Raw genomic sequence first — 17181 nt, forward strand, 5'->3', positions numbered from 1 at the left:
AAACCTATTCACCCTTAAATAAACTTAAAAGATAAGTGTTAATATCACCAACATCTAGTGTGGCATCATCATTTGAAGATTCAGAATAGTCCATTCCTGTAGTTGCAAATTTTTCATTAAGATCATCTGCAGAGTAACCAATCGATCCTAGATCAACTCCCATCTCTTTGTACTTTTCACGATTCTCTTCCGAAAGGATAGAGTTTTTCATCTCCATTGCTAGAGCACGCGTGTTTCGTTGAGTATCTTCGTTTTCGTCTCCACTACGAATTTCCAGGTATGAAGAAACGATATTATTAAAGTGTACGAGCTTAGAGAAATTCTCGGCTTTTTTCTGCGTTTTTTCTGCTAGTGCCGCTATGGTTTCAAGATCTTCAATTTCGCTAAATTCATCACCCTTTGTTGTATGTTTTTTGATTTCATCACTTAGAGATTGAAGAATGGCGTCTTTCTTGGCCTCATAACGTTTTGCAATTTGATCCTTTACACCTTGAACAGTTGCAAGATTCTTAGCTTCATCCTCAGTGTAACCTTCTTCAATAAGAAGTTTTGCAACTTCCTCTGGATTATCTTCGATATCTTTTAGTCTTTGTAGTGTAACTTCTTCTTGTATCTTTAGCTCTCCAAGAAGAGAGTACTGTTCCTCTCTATTTGATGAAAGAAAGTTTTTACATGCCTCTGCATCAACGATCTTGCCATCTTTATAACATTCTTCCATTGCTGCAATCTCTTCTTTTTGTCCTTTTGCAACAGCGTCCATTGCTTCACCAGAAGAAATCGTTGTAAGAGCATCAATACTCTCGTCTGACTTTTCTCGTGAATCATACATTTTTACATTTGATAAGCTATCTGTGCCTTGAAGTTTTTCAAACTTCTTTGCGATACCATCTGTTGTTGTAATACTTTGTCTTGCTAACTCAATATACTGAATGACGTTACAGGCTCTTGGGTATGAGTAGCGAACAAGAGAATCACACTTATCAACTTTTTCGTCACTATCTTTACCTGAAACATGTTTTGCACAAGTATTTATGATATCTGCACGAACGATCTTTTTCTCGCCTTGTGTGTTATTCGGGTCGGAGTTGAAAACTTTGAATTCTCCACCGGCAGCCCCTGCGTAGCAAACAGCGTTGATATTACCAATACATGCTTCCCAGTTACTTGCAGATTTTAGAACTTGTTTTTGTTCACCGGTATTTGGATCTGTTCTTATGATAGTTTCATTTAGGCCAACGAGGTTTTCATTTTTAACTTTTTCTCTTACCGATTCATCTTCAGAAATGAGAGGGTAACCATAGTTCTTTGATTCAATACAGTAGCTCGTTGCTGCTGAGATAATATTTTTACCAAGTTGCGTTTTATATAATTCAAAGAATGTTTTTTGACTTGCGATTTTATCGTATTGGCCAGTTTTACTATCAAATTCTCCGTAAAGGGCCTTTTCAAGCTTTTCGATAAGAAATTGTTTTAAGGTTTCAAGTCCTTTTGATGTTCCTTTGGCCGTATCCATTGTTGTACGATAGCGCCCGGATCCATCTTTTCCACTCTGCTTCTCAACTAGTTTGTTGATTTGCTTAAGTGTTCCTTCATCGGCTTGAATTTTTCCCCATAGACAATTTCCAACTTCAACACCATTAAATGATGTTTTCTCTGATTCCTGTCGATAGCATTCGGAATACATATCCTTGACACCAGGAACACTCATGGCACTTTCAAACATCGGGTTCTGACTTGTTAGAACTTGAAGATAACGTGCTTCTTGATTGTCATTGCTATTTTTTGCAACGGCACTAAAGCTTAAGCTCGTTAGAATGAATAGGGTTTTTAACCTCATAACCATATTATACTACTCGGTTATTTGGGCAGATAACTTTAATTCAATTTGATTTAATTTAATGTGATTTTAGTAGTTTAGGAGATTAAAAAAGAGAGGTGAGTTGCAAAGAAATTGAGGACTTAGCCGTCCTCTCCAATAGCTTCTACTGGGCATGCCTCAAGAGCAGACATACACTCTTCAAGTTCAGCATCATTTGAAGGCTGAAGCTTAACGAAGGCATGGCCTTCGTCGTCATTCATTTCAAAGAAGCGAGGAGCCTCCATCACGCAAGCATCACAGGCGATGCATTGGTCATCAACATAGAACTTTCCATCTACATTTTGATCAAATTTTGCGCTTTTGTCGGCCATCTCACTTCTCCAAATTATTTAAAATTACTGTGGTAATTGTGCGTATTTATTTTGCTTAAAAGTATATTCTTTTCCTAACTTATCTAGCAGAGTTTTTAGAGTTTGTTGAGCACTAATATTAGTAAGTGCGTTCACATCATAACCCTTTGAATCTGTTGATTTTGCAGGAGTCGTAGCAACAATTGTTGTTTGTGTAGCGTCTTCAAAAGTAAATAGACCCGAGTCTTTTGTGAAAACTTCAGCAACTTGTTTCTCATCAAGTTCACCTGTTGGTCCAGCACCTTCAAGTTTATTGATATTGATTTCTTTAATACCAAGTCCGTACTTCTCTTCAAGTGACTTAAGTGCTTTTGAGTTTGAAGCTGCTTTTTGTACTTCTTTAATTGCTGTTGCCATTAGAGGAGCAACATCTTTTTCTTTTTGAAGAATTTCTTTTGCAATATCTCTTTGGTGATCTTCAATTTTTGCAACTACCGCTTCTTTACGATCTTGAGCGTAAATGATGTGGTAACCATATGAAGTCTTAACTGGCTGAGAGATTTCACCTTTCTTAAGAGCAAATGTTGCTTTTTCAAATTCTGGAACCATTTGTCCACGCTTAACCCAGTTAAGGTCTCCACCGTTCGTTTTACCTTGTGGCTCTTGAGTATATTTCTTAGCAAGAGTTACAAAGTTCTTAGTGTTAACTTCTTTTCTGATCTTGTTTGCTTCTTTAAGTGCTTCTGCTTCATTTCCATTTTCAGTAGAAATTAAAATATGTCTTGTTCTAACTTGCTCAGGTTGACTAAGTAGAGGCAGCTTGTCTTTAAATAAAGATTCTACTTTAGCCTTATTAGCTTCTTCTTTTAGAAAAGCTGTAATATCTGAAGATGAGATTGTTACAAGCTTTCTTACGTTTGCACTTTTGATTGTAATAATCTTTGCATTTCTCTTGTCATTGTAAAGTTCATTTAATTCTTTAGTAAGAGCTTTTGAAACAGGAACATGTTGAACAATGTTTTGTAGTTTCGTCAGTGCAATTCTTTCTTTTTGTTCTTCTTCATAATTTTCTGGAGTGAACTTGTTATATGAAAGAAGAGTTTTATATTTATTGATATCGAACTGCTTATTTGTTTGGAAGTAAGAAGTGTTTTTAATTTCATTAATTACTTCATCTTTTGAAACAAGAATCCCAAGATCTTCAGAAAGAACAACTCTTAGTTTTTGGAAAACTAAATTTCTGATCGCGTTGTCATAAACTTTATATTGGCTCATTTGTTGAGAAGTAAGAGGTTGGCCTCCACCAATAAACTTTGAGTAAAAATCAGATTGTCTTTGTACTTCCATGTTAAAGTCGCGAACCTTAATATCGTGACCAGCAACACTACCAATTGAATCAGGTGTTCCCGTATTGAAAAATGGGCCTGAAACCATGAATGAAATAACGATAATTCCGATGAAAAGAGTCAGGAATATCTGCGATGATTTTTTCTGAAAATTAGATGACATTTTACCACTCCATGTAATTTTAATTTTCGTTATTATCACTTAAATATGCTACTCCGTAAAGAATATTGGCAGTTTAAATAATCCTGTGTACTCTTTTAATATAAAAAAAAATAGCAACTTAGGATTAGAATGAAGCTAATTGCATCGGAAGGATCTCGAACCAAATTAATCATAAACCTAGTTGTTCTATCACTTGCATTTTACGGCGTGTCAAAGCGTAAGGCACCTTACAAAGAAGCCTCAATTTTTGAAAATGTTATGATGGACACGTTGGCACCTCTTCAAAGAGGCATTTCAAATGCATACAAGAATGTAGCTTCGTTCTTTGAAGACTATATGCTTAATGTTAATGCGTCGAAAGAAAATGTTACTTTGAAAGAACAAATTGGTTCGTTAAAGCAGGAAGTATTTGCGTTAAAGCAATTAGAACAAGAAAACCAACGCCTGCGTCAAATCTTAAATTTTGGTAAAAAAATTAAACATGAAATGATTTCTGCTCAAGTTGTGGCATGGGACTCTTCAAGTGACTTTAGAGTTATTCGTATTGATAAAGGTTTCAAGGATGGTATTAAGTTGCAATCTACAGTTGTAACTTCAGATGGAATCGTTGGCTACGTTTATCGTTTAACAGATCACTTTGCCGACATTCTAACAATACTTGATCCAAGTAACCGCGTTGATGTTATCGTAAATCGCACACGTTCATACGGTATTCTTGAAGGTTATTCTGGATGGCGTACTGTGATGAAGTATGTGGTACGTACAGATCCTGTTCGTTTGAATGATCTTGTTATTACTTCAGGACTTGGAAATATTTATCCTCGAGGAATCCCTGTTGGGATTATCACAAAGATTGAACGAGAGAGTTATGGGATTACTCAACACCTAGAAGTAACTCCAACTGTCGACTTTTCAAAACTTGAAGAAGTCGCTGTTCTTGTTCCTTCAGAGGACCAAGACAAGAAACGTGTGGAGTGGGAAGCTCTAGAGAATAATGCTCAACAAGGAGATGGGAGATGATTAAGTCTTCAGATATCCCAATTCGATTATTAATAACTGTATTAATCCTAATTGTACTAGAAGTTTTGGCCAGTGCTTTCTTACCACTATTTGGCCTTAACAAATACATGATTCCATTTAATGTTCTTCTTGTTCTTTATATTGGTTTTAAATTGGAAACTCCGTATCTTGCAATTATCATTTTAATTCTTCAATTAACTCATTCACTTTTTTCAATTGAAGGGTGGGAGTACGGAACAATTTCGGGAATCTTAATTTGTATTGTGATTGGATACCTAAGAGATCTTCTACACTTTACAAGTAGCTTTATCACGATGCTGACAGTTTTTCTCTTTCAGGTTCTGTGGTTTTTTATCAGTTCATCACTACTATATTTAAAGTTTGATAGCTTCGATTATATTGTGCAGAAATTTTGGCGCTTTATTCCTGAGAGTATTATTTTATCTTTATTAGCTCCTATCTTCTTTTCATTACTTGATAAAGTTTGGAGAACGAAGAGTGAAGGCCTTATGGGGAATAATGTCTAATGTTTGCTGAAGAAGAAGTAGTTCGGTCTCATAAGACTAGGGCCGACATTCTATTTACTTTAATTACGCTCGCGTTTGCGATTATTTTAATACGTTTATGGTACCTTCAGATTTACCAAGGTGATCTACTGTATCAATATTCAATTCAAAACCGCTTAAGAAAAGAAACAGTTAAGGCACCAAGAGGAATGATCTTTTCACGTAATAATCAACTCATGGTTGATAACGTACCTCGTTTTGACTTAGTTATTATTCCACAATACTTAGACAATAAGAAAGAGACGATTAAGAAGCTTGCTAAAATTCTTGAAATGACTGAGAAGGAGATCTACTCAACTCTTAAGAAATTTCGTGGGCAAGCACGCTATCGTCCTGTTCGTATCAAGAAAAATATTTCTAATAAAGAAGTGGCCATCATTGAAACAGAAAATGAGAAGCTTCCAGGTGTTCAAGTTGAAACATTTATTTCTCGCGAGTATCGAGATAAGGAAGTAGGCTCACACTTGCTTGGTTATATCGGTGAGATTTCTCAAAACCAACTACCTCGTTATCGCAAAAGAGATAATATTGATTACAAGCTTGGAGACTTTATTGGTCAAGCAGGTGTTGAAGAAAGATTTGATCAGGACCTTCGAGGAGAAGATGGTTATCAAATTATGGAAGTAGATGCTAGAGGGCGTATGCGCCGTTCTATTGGAACTAGTAATATTCTTGCGGGCATTGAAAATAAGAAAGCAACACCAGGAAACAACCTAAGATTAACAATTGATCGTGATATGCAAAAAACTGCTTATAAATCCTTAGAGGGGAAAGTTGGTGGTGTTGTTGCTGTTGACGTTAGAAATGGTGAAGTCCTAACGATGGTATCTCGTCCTTCATTTGATCCAGGGCAGTTTTCTAAGGGGCTAACTTCAGAGTATTGGAACTCTCTTATTAATAATCCTGACCGTCCACTTCGAGATCGTACAATCCAAGATCACTATGCTCCAGGTTCTACATTTAAAGTTTTTACAGCGATTGCTGCTTTAGAAGAAGGCATCATTAAAGCTAAAGATGAAGTTATGTGTGGGCCACGCTTCCGCCTAGGTCGTCGTACTTATAATGACTGGAAAAGATCAGGACACGGAATAACTGATTTATACAAATCTCTAAGAAGATCTGTTGATGTTTATTATTATAAGATCGCAGTTGAATTGGATATTGATGTACTTGCAAGATATTCGAGAATGTTTGGGCTTGGTGAGAAGACAGGTATTGCACTTCCAAGAGAAACAACAGGTCTAATTCCTACTCGTGAGTGGAAAGAGAAACGCTTTGGAGAAAAGTGGCAAGATGGTGAAACGGTAAGTTGTGTTATTGGACAGTCTTATGTTTTAACAACTCCACTTCAACTTGCTGTTTCTTATGCTGCGATTGCAAATGGTGGGAAGGTTTATAAGCCTCAAATCGTTAGAGAAGTTTTTAATAATAAAGGTGATATCATTAAAAGCTATAAAGAAGATCTAGTTCAAACAGCAAAGGTGAGTGAACAAACTCTGATTGATGTAAGACAGGGTCTTTATGAAGTGGCCAACCACCCAAGAGGTACTGGCTGGTGGGTTAGAGGTACTGGTGTAAAGATGGCCGGTAAGTCTGGTACGTCTCAGGTTATCTCGATGAGTACAACTGAGCTATTTCAAAAATGTTCTGAGAAACCATATAACCAGAGACACCACGGGTTATTTGTGGCTTTTGCTCCATATGAAAATCCTCGTGTTGCAGTTGCAGCTGTTGTTGAACACGGTTGTTCTGGATCAGGTGCTGCAGGACCTATTGTTCGAAATGTTCTAACGACATATATGAAAAAGTATATGCCAGATCTTCATAAGATTTATGCCAAGGAAGATCGCAAAATCATGTCAGACTTCTTCGCTGATAGAAGAAAAAAGCGTGAAGAAGCGGAAAGACTTAGGGCCGAAAAAGAAAAGAAGAATGAAGATTCTGATGGTGATGACGAAGGTCAAACTGAAGATTAAAAAAGTGAGAACTTAATGGATTTATCAAATATTAAAGAATTTTTTAAAAGATATGACTTCTCATTCTTTCTTTTGAGTTCAGTTATCTTTTTCTTCGGAATTCTTAATCTATATTCAGCAACACATGCGTCTGCCTCTACTGCACATGCAAATTTATTTAAAGTACAAATTGGATGGTATGCTCTTTCGATTGTCATTGCTTTCGTTATTAGTTTTATTAACCCACAAAATCTTTATCGTTTCGCATGGCCTATTTATCTATTTAATATTGTTCTACTAATATTGGTTATTGTTCTTGGTCATAAAGGAATGGGGGCAAGACGTTGGCTAATGATTGGGCCAATTAGATTCCAACCTTCAGAGTTAATGAAAATATCTGTTATTTTCGTACTCGCTAGATACTTTAGAAATTATGCTCCTGATAGTGAACTTGGACTCAAGGATTTAATTAAGCCTGCTATCTTGGCATTTATCCCGACGATCTTAATTGTAGTTCAACCGGACTTAGGAACAGGACTTCTTATTCTTCTAATTTTCTTTACGATGGTGTTCTTTAGAAAACTTAAGTGGAAGACACTTTTAATTCTCGCTCTTGTTGGTCTTGTCAGTGGTGGCGTGATGTATCAATTCGGTTTAAAAGAATATCAAAGAAATCGTATTAAAACCTTTATTAATCCAACTGCGGATGCAAAAGGGACTGGCTATAATGCTATTCAATCAAAGATTGCTATTGGGTCTGGAAAAATATTCGGGAAGGGACTTAGAAAGTCCTCTCAGGCTTCCCTGAACTACTTACCTGAAAATCATACTGACTTTGTATTTTCTATTTATAATGAAGAGCATGGCTTCTTTGGAGCAATCTTATTAATTGGGTTATATCTTTTCTTGTTTTTTAGATTTGTGTGGCTCTCTGTCAACGTCAGTAGAATCTTTGAGTCCGTCACCATTATCGGGGTCATGAGTATATTCTTCTGGCACACCTTTATTAATATGGGAATGGTCATGGGGTTATTACCTGTTGTTGGTCTGCCTCTTCCTTTAATGTCTTATGGTGGTTCTTCACTTTTGACATTTGGGGTTTGTATTGGAGTGGCGACTTCTATTTCAAATACAAGACGCTTCTTTTAGAGGAGCGGGATTTTGGCATCGATAATGCATCTATATTAGTAAAACAACTTAATATGGAGCAAATATGCTAAAAAAGATGATCAATTTTTTAACACTTGTCTTAATACTATCCGCGCCACAGGCCTTTGGTGCTGGTTTCGATAGTGAGTTCGAGTTATTTGATCGCCTTAAAGAAGATATGTGGAATCTAGGTCTAGATTTCGAATATGTGCATACAACTGATATGAAAATTCCGAATACTGATGTCATCGATGGGGGAGCTCAGGGGAGCGAAGATCAAATTATCGTGAAATCAGTACCTTATGAGTTAATTCACCGTTTTGAGAGAACATTTTAAGATTTGATTAAAATAGTACTAATATTTGACTATGTCTTTTTTATCTCGCTACAATATTCGTGTTAGTGAGGTATGCAATGAAGCACGTATCTGCAATTGGAAGTTTACTGAAGAAGATCTATCGTATCTACAGTAATCACATTCTTAGTTATCTACAAGACAAAGGCTTTACAGACTTAAGGCCAAGTTTTCTTGAAATTCTAGTTTATATTTGTGAAAACGAAGGACCAACTATCAAGGAGATTGGATCTTCTTGTGGCCTAAAAAAACAAACAATGACAAGCCATCTAAATGAGTTACAAAAGCGTGGCTATATCGTTCGTAAATCTTCAGAAGTTGATAAGCGTGAACAACGCGTTTACTTAACTGAATATGGTGAGAAGTTTAAGTTCTCTCTCTTTGATGTTCTTGAATTAATTGAAGGTAATTATTCGAGAAGAATTGGAGAGGTTGAGCTTGAAAGAATTCAGTCTACTCTTGAGAATATGCACAACAAATTAAGTAATGTTGAAAGGCAAACTCTAGAGTCGAGAATTCAACTCAACCTATCTCTCGATTTTTAAGAAGTTTAAGCTACTTTAACTACAACTGAACCTTGAGTTGCCGGCCAAAATTTATAGCCGCCGGAAACGTTATTTACGTTAAAGAAACCTTTCTTTACTAGCTTTTCGCATGCTTGTATTGATTTAAGTCCATCCTCACTAATCACTAGGATAGGTGTTGTCTTATTTGTAATCTCAACATAGCGGTGATCGAGTTCTTCATACGGAATATGAATAGCACCTTCAAGCTTTACAGGTTTTTCATAATCCTTAGGTGTGATATCTAAAATAATATAATCCATATCCTTATCTTCGTAGACATCAAAGGCTTTGCGAGGAGAAAGGTCATTATATGGAAGTCCCATTAAGATCATATTATCATCGATGAATTCACCATTTTTTACGCGAATTAAATGATTTCTTTGAAGTGAAACAGAGAAGTCGACCTTTTCGTCAATCTTAGCAAGGTTGCGTTCAATATTAGTTAGTCTAGTATTGATAAAATCTAGCATTTGAAAATATTTTAAATCCACGAAAATCCTCCTCGTTCCAATTTCTTATCGGCCAAATAAAAAGTGGAATGAAGGAATGTACCCTTATTTAGAAGAGAGGGTAAAAATTTCCGTAATAGATATTCCCAGTAATAACCGTTGTTAAGAAGCATGAAGTGAAGAGAATTGCACCTTCATAAATACCATAACCAAGTTCAACACTAAGGTTTGAATCGTCAGTATCATCCTTCTTAATCTGTAGATCATCTTGAATTGAGAAGACCCAAATAAGGCCTTTACGAATAATTGGAATGATAATAATAGAGAGTAGGATTTTTAAAATAACTTGAATCGTGTACCACTTAATATCTTGCAGAGAGTGATCAAGTGATGATGAAATAATCGTACAAAGCCCTAAAATAAATCCCATGTATGAGATGGCAACCGCCAAGCTTTTTTGCACAAGTAGTCTATTAAAAGAGAGCTTTGAAATAATCTGAAATGTCTTTGAACAGAATCCAATGAGAACCACAGCAAAGAGCCATAGAAAAAGCGTCATAATAAGAGAACTATTTGAAACCTTAATAACAGTTTTTAAAATATAGGCCAAAGAAATTGAGTGAGAAAAACATATAATAGCGTAAGCATAGTTTTTACGACGTAAAATTTCATCAGCATATTCAAAGTTATAAAGAACAATACTTTCTAAAATATACAGTGAAGCTAGGTAGAGTGCGATTACCATTATCGACTCTAAAAATAATTGTCCAAGTGCAAAATACATTCCATCTGAAACATTTATTACAATATTCGAATAAATTATTCCGATTCCAATAATTCTTCCAAATAGGTGAATTGTATCAGTAGAGTTTTTTGATGGAGAGAATTTCTTTAGAATTTGATGCTTAATTGATGGAAAGAGAATTAAATGAGCTTGCTTATAAATATAAATAATAAAGCAAATAATTAGTGCAAAAATAATTCGAATAATTAATTTATCGTATAACTCATTCATTCTTTTGTTCCCACTTAGGTAAACTTGTATATTTCTTAAGTATGTCTTTTAGTGTTGTTTTATTTTCACTTTTTTTCTTGAACGCATAGTGTGCCGTAGTCACTGTTCCGTTTGTCCCAAATTCATTATTTAGGCCATAGAAAGGAGAGCTTGCCTTTTCTAAGACAATCATTCTGCGATAAAAGTCATATGTTGGAGTAAATTCACCCCAGTGAAAGATTTGAGGAAAGTTTTTGTAGGTGCGGTGAAAGCGCCATACTTTTTGTCCTGAATCAGATGTTCTCCATGTTCCATAAGCAGGGGAGCCGATATAGATTGAACCAGGAGGCATTGGGACTGTTGAGCTTTCATCATTTTCATATCTTCTAAATAAAGACATCCCAATATTATTTTGATTCTCCAAGAAGAACTCTCGAGAAATCCTGACGTTAATTCTTTGGGGTGCTTTGAAGGCATGAATGATTTGGTATCGATGGTGATAAGTCTTAATCAGAGCACCAGTAGAAAATTCTCTTTCAAGAATAACTGAAATTGGTGAGCCCTTAAATATATTTGCATACGCATTCGCATTAGGAACAAATATTGTTCTCTTCTCAGACGGAGAAAAACTCTTCGATATACCGAGATAAAGCAAAATTAATAGCACATAAAGTGAAAACTTATTCATATCTATTTATTATAGACGGGCCCCATGAGGCTAGTCCAAAGATTCAAAGATTAATTTGAAGAAATAATTTTATTAATTTCTGCTAAATTCTCTTTGCTTAGTTTGTCCATGTCACAATGAAGTCTATTAATTGCGTGAGACTTCGAAAATTTATGGAATAGATCAGTTGCTTCGTTAATATCGAAGTATTCAGTCATTCCACCCATTTTTGAATTCCTTACAACTTTCATCGTGTATTGCCCCTTGTCCTTTGGTCTATCTGCTGCATAATACTTAGATAAACGTCCAGTTGAAGATGAGCGAATAACTTCCAGATTGATAGACTCTAGATAGGCTTGAACCTTCTCAAGAGTTGCCAATTGTGAAGAGTTGAAAGATTCAAAAATCTTTTCAGGCGTTTGATTGTTAACAATGGCCTTTGCGTAAGGATTATTTGAGTGTCTTAAAATCTTCATAAGGTGATAATCGTCGTGCTCAATATATTTTTCAATATCTGCCGGGATTAAATATTCATATGGAGAAGTTTTAAAATAGCGTTGTAAAAGTTTTTCAAGGCAAACTGCACGGTAGTGGAAGTAAACCATGATGAACATGTGGTAGCGACTTAGTAGGAAGTCATCAAAAGTAATAACTGCTCTTTCTGAAATACCAAGTGTAGCTTGGCCATCAATAATTGCAGGCTCAAGATTATCAAGAAGCCAGTCAAGATCGTAAGAACCATAACTAACTCCGCAGAAGTAACTATCTCTTAGAAGGTAGTCCATGCGGTCGCAGTCAAGTTCACTTGAAACTAATTGATGGAGAAGAGGGAAGTAGCTAATTCCATCGATTTTAAAATAATCGTGATCACTAGTTTCACCGCGAATTAAATCAGCAATATACTTTCTTTCAACTCCAAAGACTCTTTCAACTTCTTTTAGGCTATGAGCAAGGGAGCTATCTGCGATAGCTTTGATTGTATAATCTTCGTGAGTCGCTTGACGCTCACTATTTTTATCGCGATCAAGAAGATACTCTTGAGGAATTTTAAGATCAGTAAGCTTTGGCATTACGACTTCTGTCGAGTGACTTAAGGGCGCGTGGCCAATGTCATGCAGAAGGCAGGCAAGCTTGAAAGTTTCTTTAATCCTTAAGTGTTCTTTTGTGATGATTTGATTTTTGAAGAGACGGTCAAATGCCATTTCTCCAACTTTCATTACACCGATTGAGTGGATGAGGCGAGTATGAGTGGCACCTGGGAAAATATATTCAGAAAATCCAAGTTGCTTAATATTGCGAAGACGTTGGAAAAAGTCCGCGCGAATGATTGGCTCTTCTTCTTTAAGAATATGAATTGATCCGTGGACCGGGTCTCTTACTTCCATTAAAAATTCCTCAAAAATTAATTAATCTTATCTTTATTCGCAATCAGCCAATTAATGATATCTTGAGATTCGAACATCGGCTTATCATCGATATAGAGACATGGTACAGTTCTTCGTCCTGTAGTATTAATATGCCTTTCTAGGGCCGATGTGTCATTCATTATATCGCAATAAGTTAACTTAATCCCTAATTGATCAATAACATCCATAACGCGATGGCAAAATGGGCAGCCTGTATAGTAAAAAAATTCTAGTTTCATAATTTCGTTCCAAATAGAAAAAGCGGCAAAAGCCGCTTTTCTTATATTTATATTCGATATCAATAGATTTTAGTAAAAATCGTCCTCGTCTTCTTCCTCAGATGAGTCAAGGCCAAGTGCATATCTCTCATCTTCGTCAAGTTCTTCAGTAGAGATTTCTTCTTCTGGTGAGTCAAATGCATCGTTGTATCCCCAGCCAAAGCTAAGGTCATCTTTCTCATCTTGCTCATCATCAGGATTATACTCTTCTTGTAGGTTTGGTCCTGGCTCGTTGTAATCTTCCGCAGCTTCAAGTCCTACACTATCTTCAGTCTCTTCGATCGTTTCAAGCTTTGACTGTTCTGCCACTGCAAGCTTATCTTCTAATTCATATTCTTTTAGAGAGTCTGCTAATTGAGAATCAAGAGCATCTTTGTGCTTCTCTTTGTATTTTGCAATTGCTTCTTCGCGAGAAAGACCTTTGTTATCGGCAGATTTTTTTACAGTTTTCTTAGCGACTGTTTTGGCCGTTTTTGGAGCGGCTTTCTTTGTCGTTTTCTTTGCAGCTTTTTTTGCAACTTTCTTTGTTGCTTTCTTTGCAACTTTTTTTGCAACTTTCTTTGTTGCTTTCTTTGCTGTTTTTTTGGCTACTTTCTTTGCTGCTTTCTTTGTCGCTTTTTTAGCCGCTTTTTTTGCAACTTTCTTTGTTGCCTTCTTTGCAGTTTTTTTAGCTACTTTTTTTGCAACTTTCTTCGTTGCCTTCTTTGCAGTTTTTTTAGCTACTTTTTTTGCAACTTTCTTCGTTGCTTTCTTTGCAGCTTTTTTTGCAACTTTCTTTGTTGCTTTCTTTGCAGTTTTTTTGGCTACTTTTTTTGCAGCTTTCTTAGTTGTTTTTTTAGTTACTTTCTTTGCCGCTTTCTTTGTTGCTTTTTTTGCAACTTTCTTCGTTGCTTTCTTTGCAGTTTTTTTGGCTACTTTTTTAGTTGCTTTCTTTGCAGTCTTTTTGGCTACTTTCTTCTTTGCCATATATACCTCGCGAAAAAGTTATAAATCGTCCTTAGTATATAAAAGAAATTAAAAATTTCGCAAGTTCTTTTTTATTTATAATGGCCCATTTAGGGCCATTTTAAAGGGGACTTGGTTAATTTAAGTAAAGTGATTAGAAGTATAAATTCGAACCAAATTCTTGCAGTTCAGTTCTTGGCAATGGGTTAGAAATGACATCTCCCGTGGCCTTAACATCTTCAGGGCTTCTTGGAGTTTCACCTTCTGGCGAGAAGCCTGCTTGAAACTCCATGTAATTTGATTCATTCTTCGCGTAACCTGACGCAGTATCTGTAATCGATGTTAGGCTAATAAGCTTTGTTGAATAGGCGTTACGGCGATGATTCTTATTTTTACTGGTGAATGGATTTACTGAACGTCCATTATTTTCCCCGCCATAATCTTTCCCAGGAGCATATGCCGTCCTTAGGGAGTTATTATTTAGTGACGGTGAAGGAGGGTTCGCTTCATTGTTCTGGCGGTAAGTCGTAATGTAGTAGAGGTTAGACTGTGTTTGTTGAGCCTTAGTGTTAATATACGTCTTTACGGCCCCTAATAGTGGGATCGTTTCACAGTTGTCTGGCTTTGCTTCTTCATCCTTTCCTAGAATGAAGTAAGTGAAGCGTGAGGCAATACTTTGTTTTTGGCACTGCGGAATCGGGAGGGCAACAGTAGTCGTTGTTGGGTCGCCATCAACATCTGGATCAAAGATTGCCTTTGAGGCTTCAATATAGGCCGTAGGATCTTGAGCACTAGTATTTCTTACTTTCGTTGCATAGAAATCCAGGGCCTTGCGATAAACGATAACAGCATCACTTAGAGTATCAATATAATCAGTTAGAACACCAGTCAAGGCCTCCCTGTCCTTATAAAGTAAAGTAGAGTGGAAGAGTGGTGCAAAGTAACCAATAGTTTTGGCCGCTGGATCAATATAGCGCACTGATGGAAAGTGATCGGCCGTCATATCTGTTTCTAAGCTGTTAACTGTTGGAACTAAGTAATTGAGAACATCATAATTTGTCGGAGCACGAACATTTTGAAAAGCTTCGATAAGATTTTGTGCTGTCACCCCGGCCTGATTTACCGTGTAGTTCGGAATATTTGCCCTTAAATCAACAAATTGCTTTGTTGTGAAAAGCCCTGCTTTCTCGCCAGTGATATTACTTGGGTTAGGATTGTAGGCAAGGGTTGGAAGGTCTGATTCCGAAGTCGTTTGCGAATTCAAATTATAGATCATATTCGGTATCGTAAATTTCACATCAACATTTGATGGAATCCCACCAATTGCAGCAGTTGTGTCAGCAGCATCTAGAAAAAAGTCTGAGGTTGCCGGTAGTGGTAGGCCCTGAATCTTTACACCATCAGTAGGGTCATCTGTTGTTCTTGGGTCACCAGTTGTTGTAAAGCCCATAATAAAATTAGCACTTCTTGAACCAGAGGCATTTGCAATACGGGCCGAATTTGAACTCGATTCAGCATAATCTTTTCCAACTGTTGGTGAAACGAGGGCCGGCCCAATACGGCCACCAAAAGGCTTTGCTGCCGCATATGCTGCCATATCGATAAAGCCATTATTTTCTAGGAACGAAAATGGATTAAGTAAACCAAGGTACTTAGCTTTGGCCTTAACTGCATAATATGTCACAACTTTTGGATTCTTATAGAAGCCTAGAATATAGCCAGGTACAGGTAGTGAAGTCTTTGTCGATGCACATGACGCTTCTGCAGCTGTTCCGCTTGAATCAGGAACTGCAATCGTTGAAATCCCTTCAGTTGTAGGAGCAAAAGTTGTAAAGAACGTCGTGAAATTCATAATCATCGGTACAAGATCAAGATAGCGCTTTGATGAAGCAACTAGTTCACCGCCGTTATAACTGGCATCTTGTGGGATTAGGAAACTAGATAACGATTGTGGTGAAGGTGTGAACGTCTTTGGAGCTAATTCATAAAGCACTAAAGACTTTGCAAATGCACCGTCGAATGTTGTTTTAAAAATTCCACCACCAAGAGTTTTTGCCGCGGCCATATAGGCTTTCAGTGGTCGATCGTTAATTGGAATTCCTGTCGATTGGTTCTCCATAAATAGTTGCTCAGGGTTAACGCAACCAGTGGCAGAACCACCACCACAAATTCCTTGTGTAATAGGTGGGCGGTTTACGATCATCTCAAGATTTCTAATTCTAAGAGCAAGCTCCATTGATTCAATCCACGCACCCGTTCGATCTGCTGCTGCAATAGGAACATCATTTTGTGAAACACCGGCAGCAAAAGCGTAATTCTTTGCGGCCGAAAAGTTATAAGTTGAACGAACCATACAGTTCTTTGCTTTTAAATTAACAAAGGCATCCATTGTTCTTTCAAATTCTTCACTAACATCTGGAATCCCTGCGACGTGAAAGCGAGGAAGACCAGGGATTTGATAAATTGTACAAAGGTTTTCGTTATTACCAGAGCCAAAGTGAAGACAAATAGAGGGAACGTTGTAATGGTCACCCTTAACACCACTACTAAAGTCAGATCCACTTTCATCAAAGCGCTTCAAGGCAAAGTTCATTGTTGTTGTTGAGTTAGCATGAGTGTTCTCATTCGCAAGTTGACCAAGAACGTAGTACTTAAACATCCACTCTTTATAAGTATTTCTCATCTCCCAATTAAGGTGAGCAATATTTGTTAGTTGTCTAGCTTGAGAAGCGGCTCCCGACCAAGCAGCAGTATCAACTGCATTTTGCAGATTGATCTTGGCCTTTACGAAGAGTCCAACATTCACCACGAATGCGATGAATGAGAAGATTGCCACAAGTGTAACTCCAAAGAAGATACTAATTTGGCCTTTCGTGTTCTTAACTAATTTTTTCGAATGTGAATGTTGTGGTTGTGTCATAATGCCTTATTTTTCCGGTAACTTAATGCTACCGAAAGTGGCATTTATGCGTCAATTGATATGAACACTTTCTATTTCTAGTTAGTTGCACCGAGTTAAGTTGGCATTGAACTTGTAATAGAAATAGGTACCAAGGATATGGTGCCTAATCCCTGGAGTAGAACGTTTGTACAGGCAAGGCTAACCACCTTAACCATGGCCTTTCGGTCATCTTTAAGTACTTGTTTTTGTGA

General features: G+C 36.8%; 16 protein-coding genes. 6 read left to right on the top strand and 10 right to left on the bottom strand.

The window, feature by feature from the left end; translation table 11 throughout:
* Positions 1-4: 4 nt before the first annotated feature.
* The 3 genes from ACMAWV_RS11685 to ACMAWV_RS11695 form a co-directional block, all read right to left on the bottom strand.
* On the bottom strand, positions 5-1843 hold the full coding sequence (locus ACMAWV_RS11685) for a hypothetical protein (protein WP_412475807.1): 1839 nt from the start codon (positions 1841-1843) through the stop codon (positions 5-7).
* A 116-nt stretch (positions 1844-1959) separates the two neighbouring features.
* Positions 1960-2190, bottom strand: a complete 231-nt coding sequence (locus ACMAWV_RS11690; protein ID WP_021268351.1) for a ferredoxin — start codon at positions 2188-2190, stop codon at positions 1960-1962.
* A 24-nt stretch (positions 2191-2214) separates the two neighbouring features.
* Complete coding sequence (locus ACMAWV_RS11695) at positions 2215-3678, bottom strand: peptidylprolyl isomerase (protein ID WP_103217852.1); 1464 nt, start codon at positions 3676-3678, stop codon at positions 2215-2217.
* A 129-nt stretch (positions 3679-3807) separates the two neighbouring features.
* Here ACMAWV_RS11695 and mreC point away from each other — a divergent pair, with 129 nt between their 5' ends.
* The 6 genes from mreC (at position 3808) to ACMAWV_RS11725 (ending at position 9268) form a co-directional block, all read left to right on the top strand.
* Entirely contained in the window at positions 3808-4698 is an 891-nt protein-coding gene (gene mreC / locus ACMAWV_RS11700; RefSeq protein WP_103217853.1) for a rod shape-determining protein MreC, read from the top strand.
* Positions 4695-5225: a hypothetical protein gene (locus ACMAWV_RS11705; RefSeq protein ID WP_103217854.1), complete on the top strand. Its 531-nt coding sequence runs from the start codon at positions 4695-4697 to the stop codon at positions 5223-5225. Before mreC ends, ACMAWV_RS11705 begins: the two co-directional genes overlap by 4 nt.
* A complete protein-coding gene (gene mrdA, locus ACMAWV_RS11710; RefSeq protein ID WP_103217855.1) occupies positions 5225-7240 on the top strand; it encodes a penicillin-binding protein 2 in 2016 nt (671 codons plus the stop codon). The genes ACMAWV_RS11705 and mrdA overlap by 1 nt, the downstream gene beginning before the upstream one ends.
* A 15-nt stretch (positions 7241-7255) precedes the next feature.
* Entirely contained in the window at positions 7256-8368 is a 1113-nt protein-coding gene (rodA, locus tag ACMAWV_RS11715) for a rod shape-determining protein RodA (protein ID WP_103217856.1), read from the top strand.
* Between the two features lie 64 nt (positions 8369-8432).
* On the top strand, positions 8433-8705 hold the full coding sequence (locus ACMAWV_RS11720) for a hypothetical protein (RefSeq protein ID WP_103217857.1): 273 nt from the start codon (positions 8433-8435) through the stop codon (positions 8703-8705).
* Positions 8706-8782: 77 nt separating this feature from the next.
* Positions 8783-9268, top strand: a complete 486-nt coding sequence (locus tag ACMAWV_RS11725; RefSeq protein WP_103217858.1) for a MarR family winged helix-turn-helix transcriptional regulator — start codon at positions 8783-8785, stop codon at positions 9266-9268.
* 5 nt (positions 9269-9273) lie between these two features.
* Here ACMAWV_RS11725 and ACMAWV_RS11730 read toward each other — a convergent pair whose 3' ends face one another.
* The 7 genes from ACMAWV_RS11730 to ACMAWV_RS11760 all read right to left on the bottom strand — a co-directional run bounded on the left by ACMAWV_RS11730 (position 9274) and on the right by ACMAWV_RS11760 (position 16948).
* Positions 9274-9780, bottom strand: coding sequence for a rhodanese-like domain-containing protein (locus tag ACMAWV_RS11730; RefSeq protein WP_103217859.1), 507 nt, complete (start codon positions 9778-9780; stop codon positions 9274-9276).
* 67 nt (positions 9781-9847) lie between these two features.
* Positions 9848-10753: a hypothetical protein gene (locus ACMAWV_RS11735; protein WP_392993328.1), complete on the bottom strand. Its 906-nt coding sequence runs from the start codon at positions 10751-10753 to the stop codon at positions 9848-9850.
* Positions 10746-11420, bottom strand: a complete 675-nt coding sequence (locus ACMAWV_RS11740; protein ID WP_103217861.1) for a hypothetical protein — start codon at positions 11418-11420, stop codon at positions 10746-10748. Before ACMAWV_RS11740 ends, ACMAWV_RS11735 begins: the two co-directional genes overlap by 8 nt.
* A 50-nt stretch (positions 11421-11470) precedes the next feature.
* Complete coding sequence (locus tag ACMAWV_RS11745; RefSeq protein ID WP_103217862.1) at positions 11471-12784, bottom strand: HD domain-containing protein; 1314 nt, start codon at positions 12782-12784, stop codon at positions 11471-11473.
* 17 nt (positions 12785-12801) lie between these two features.
* A complete protein-coding gene (locus ACMAWV_RS11750; protein WP_103217863.1) occupies positions 12802-13044 on the bottom strand; it encodes a glutaredoxin family protein in 243 nt (80 codons plus the stop codon).
* Positions 13045-13113: 69 nt separating this feature from the next.
* On the bottom strand, positions 13114-14049 hold the full coding sequence (locus ACMAWV_RS11755; RefSeq protein WP_412470333.1) for a hypothetical protein: 936 nt from the start codon (positions 14047-14049) through the stop codon (positions 13114-13116).
* A 133-nt stretch (positions 14050-14182) separates the two neighbouring features.
* On the bottom strand, positions 14183-16948 hold the full coding sequence (locus tag ACMAWV_RS11760) for a Tad domain-containing protein (RefSeq protein ID WP_103217865.1): 2766 nt from the start codon (positions 16946-16948) through the stop codon (positions 14183-14185).
* Between the last annotated feature and the right edge of the window lie 233 nt (positions 16949-17181).

This window comes from Halobacteriovorax sp. RT-1-1 (genome assembly GCF_047085455.1).
Classification (GTDB): Bacteria; Bdellovibrionota; Bacteriovoracia; order Bacteriovoracales; family Bacteriovoracaceae; genus Halobacteriovorax_A.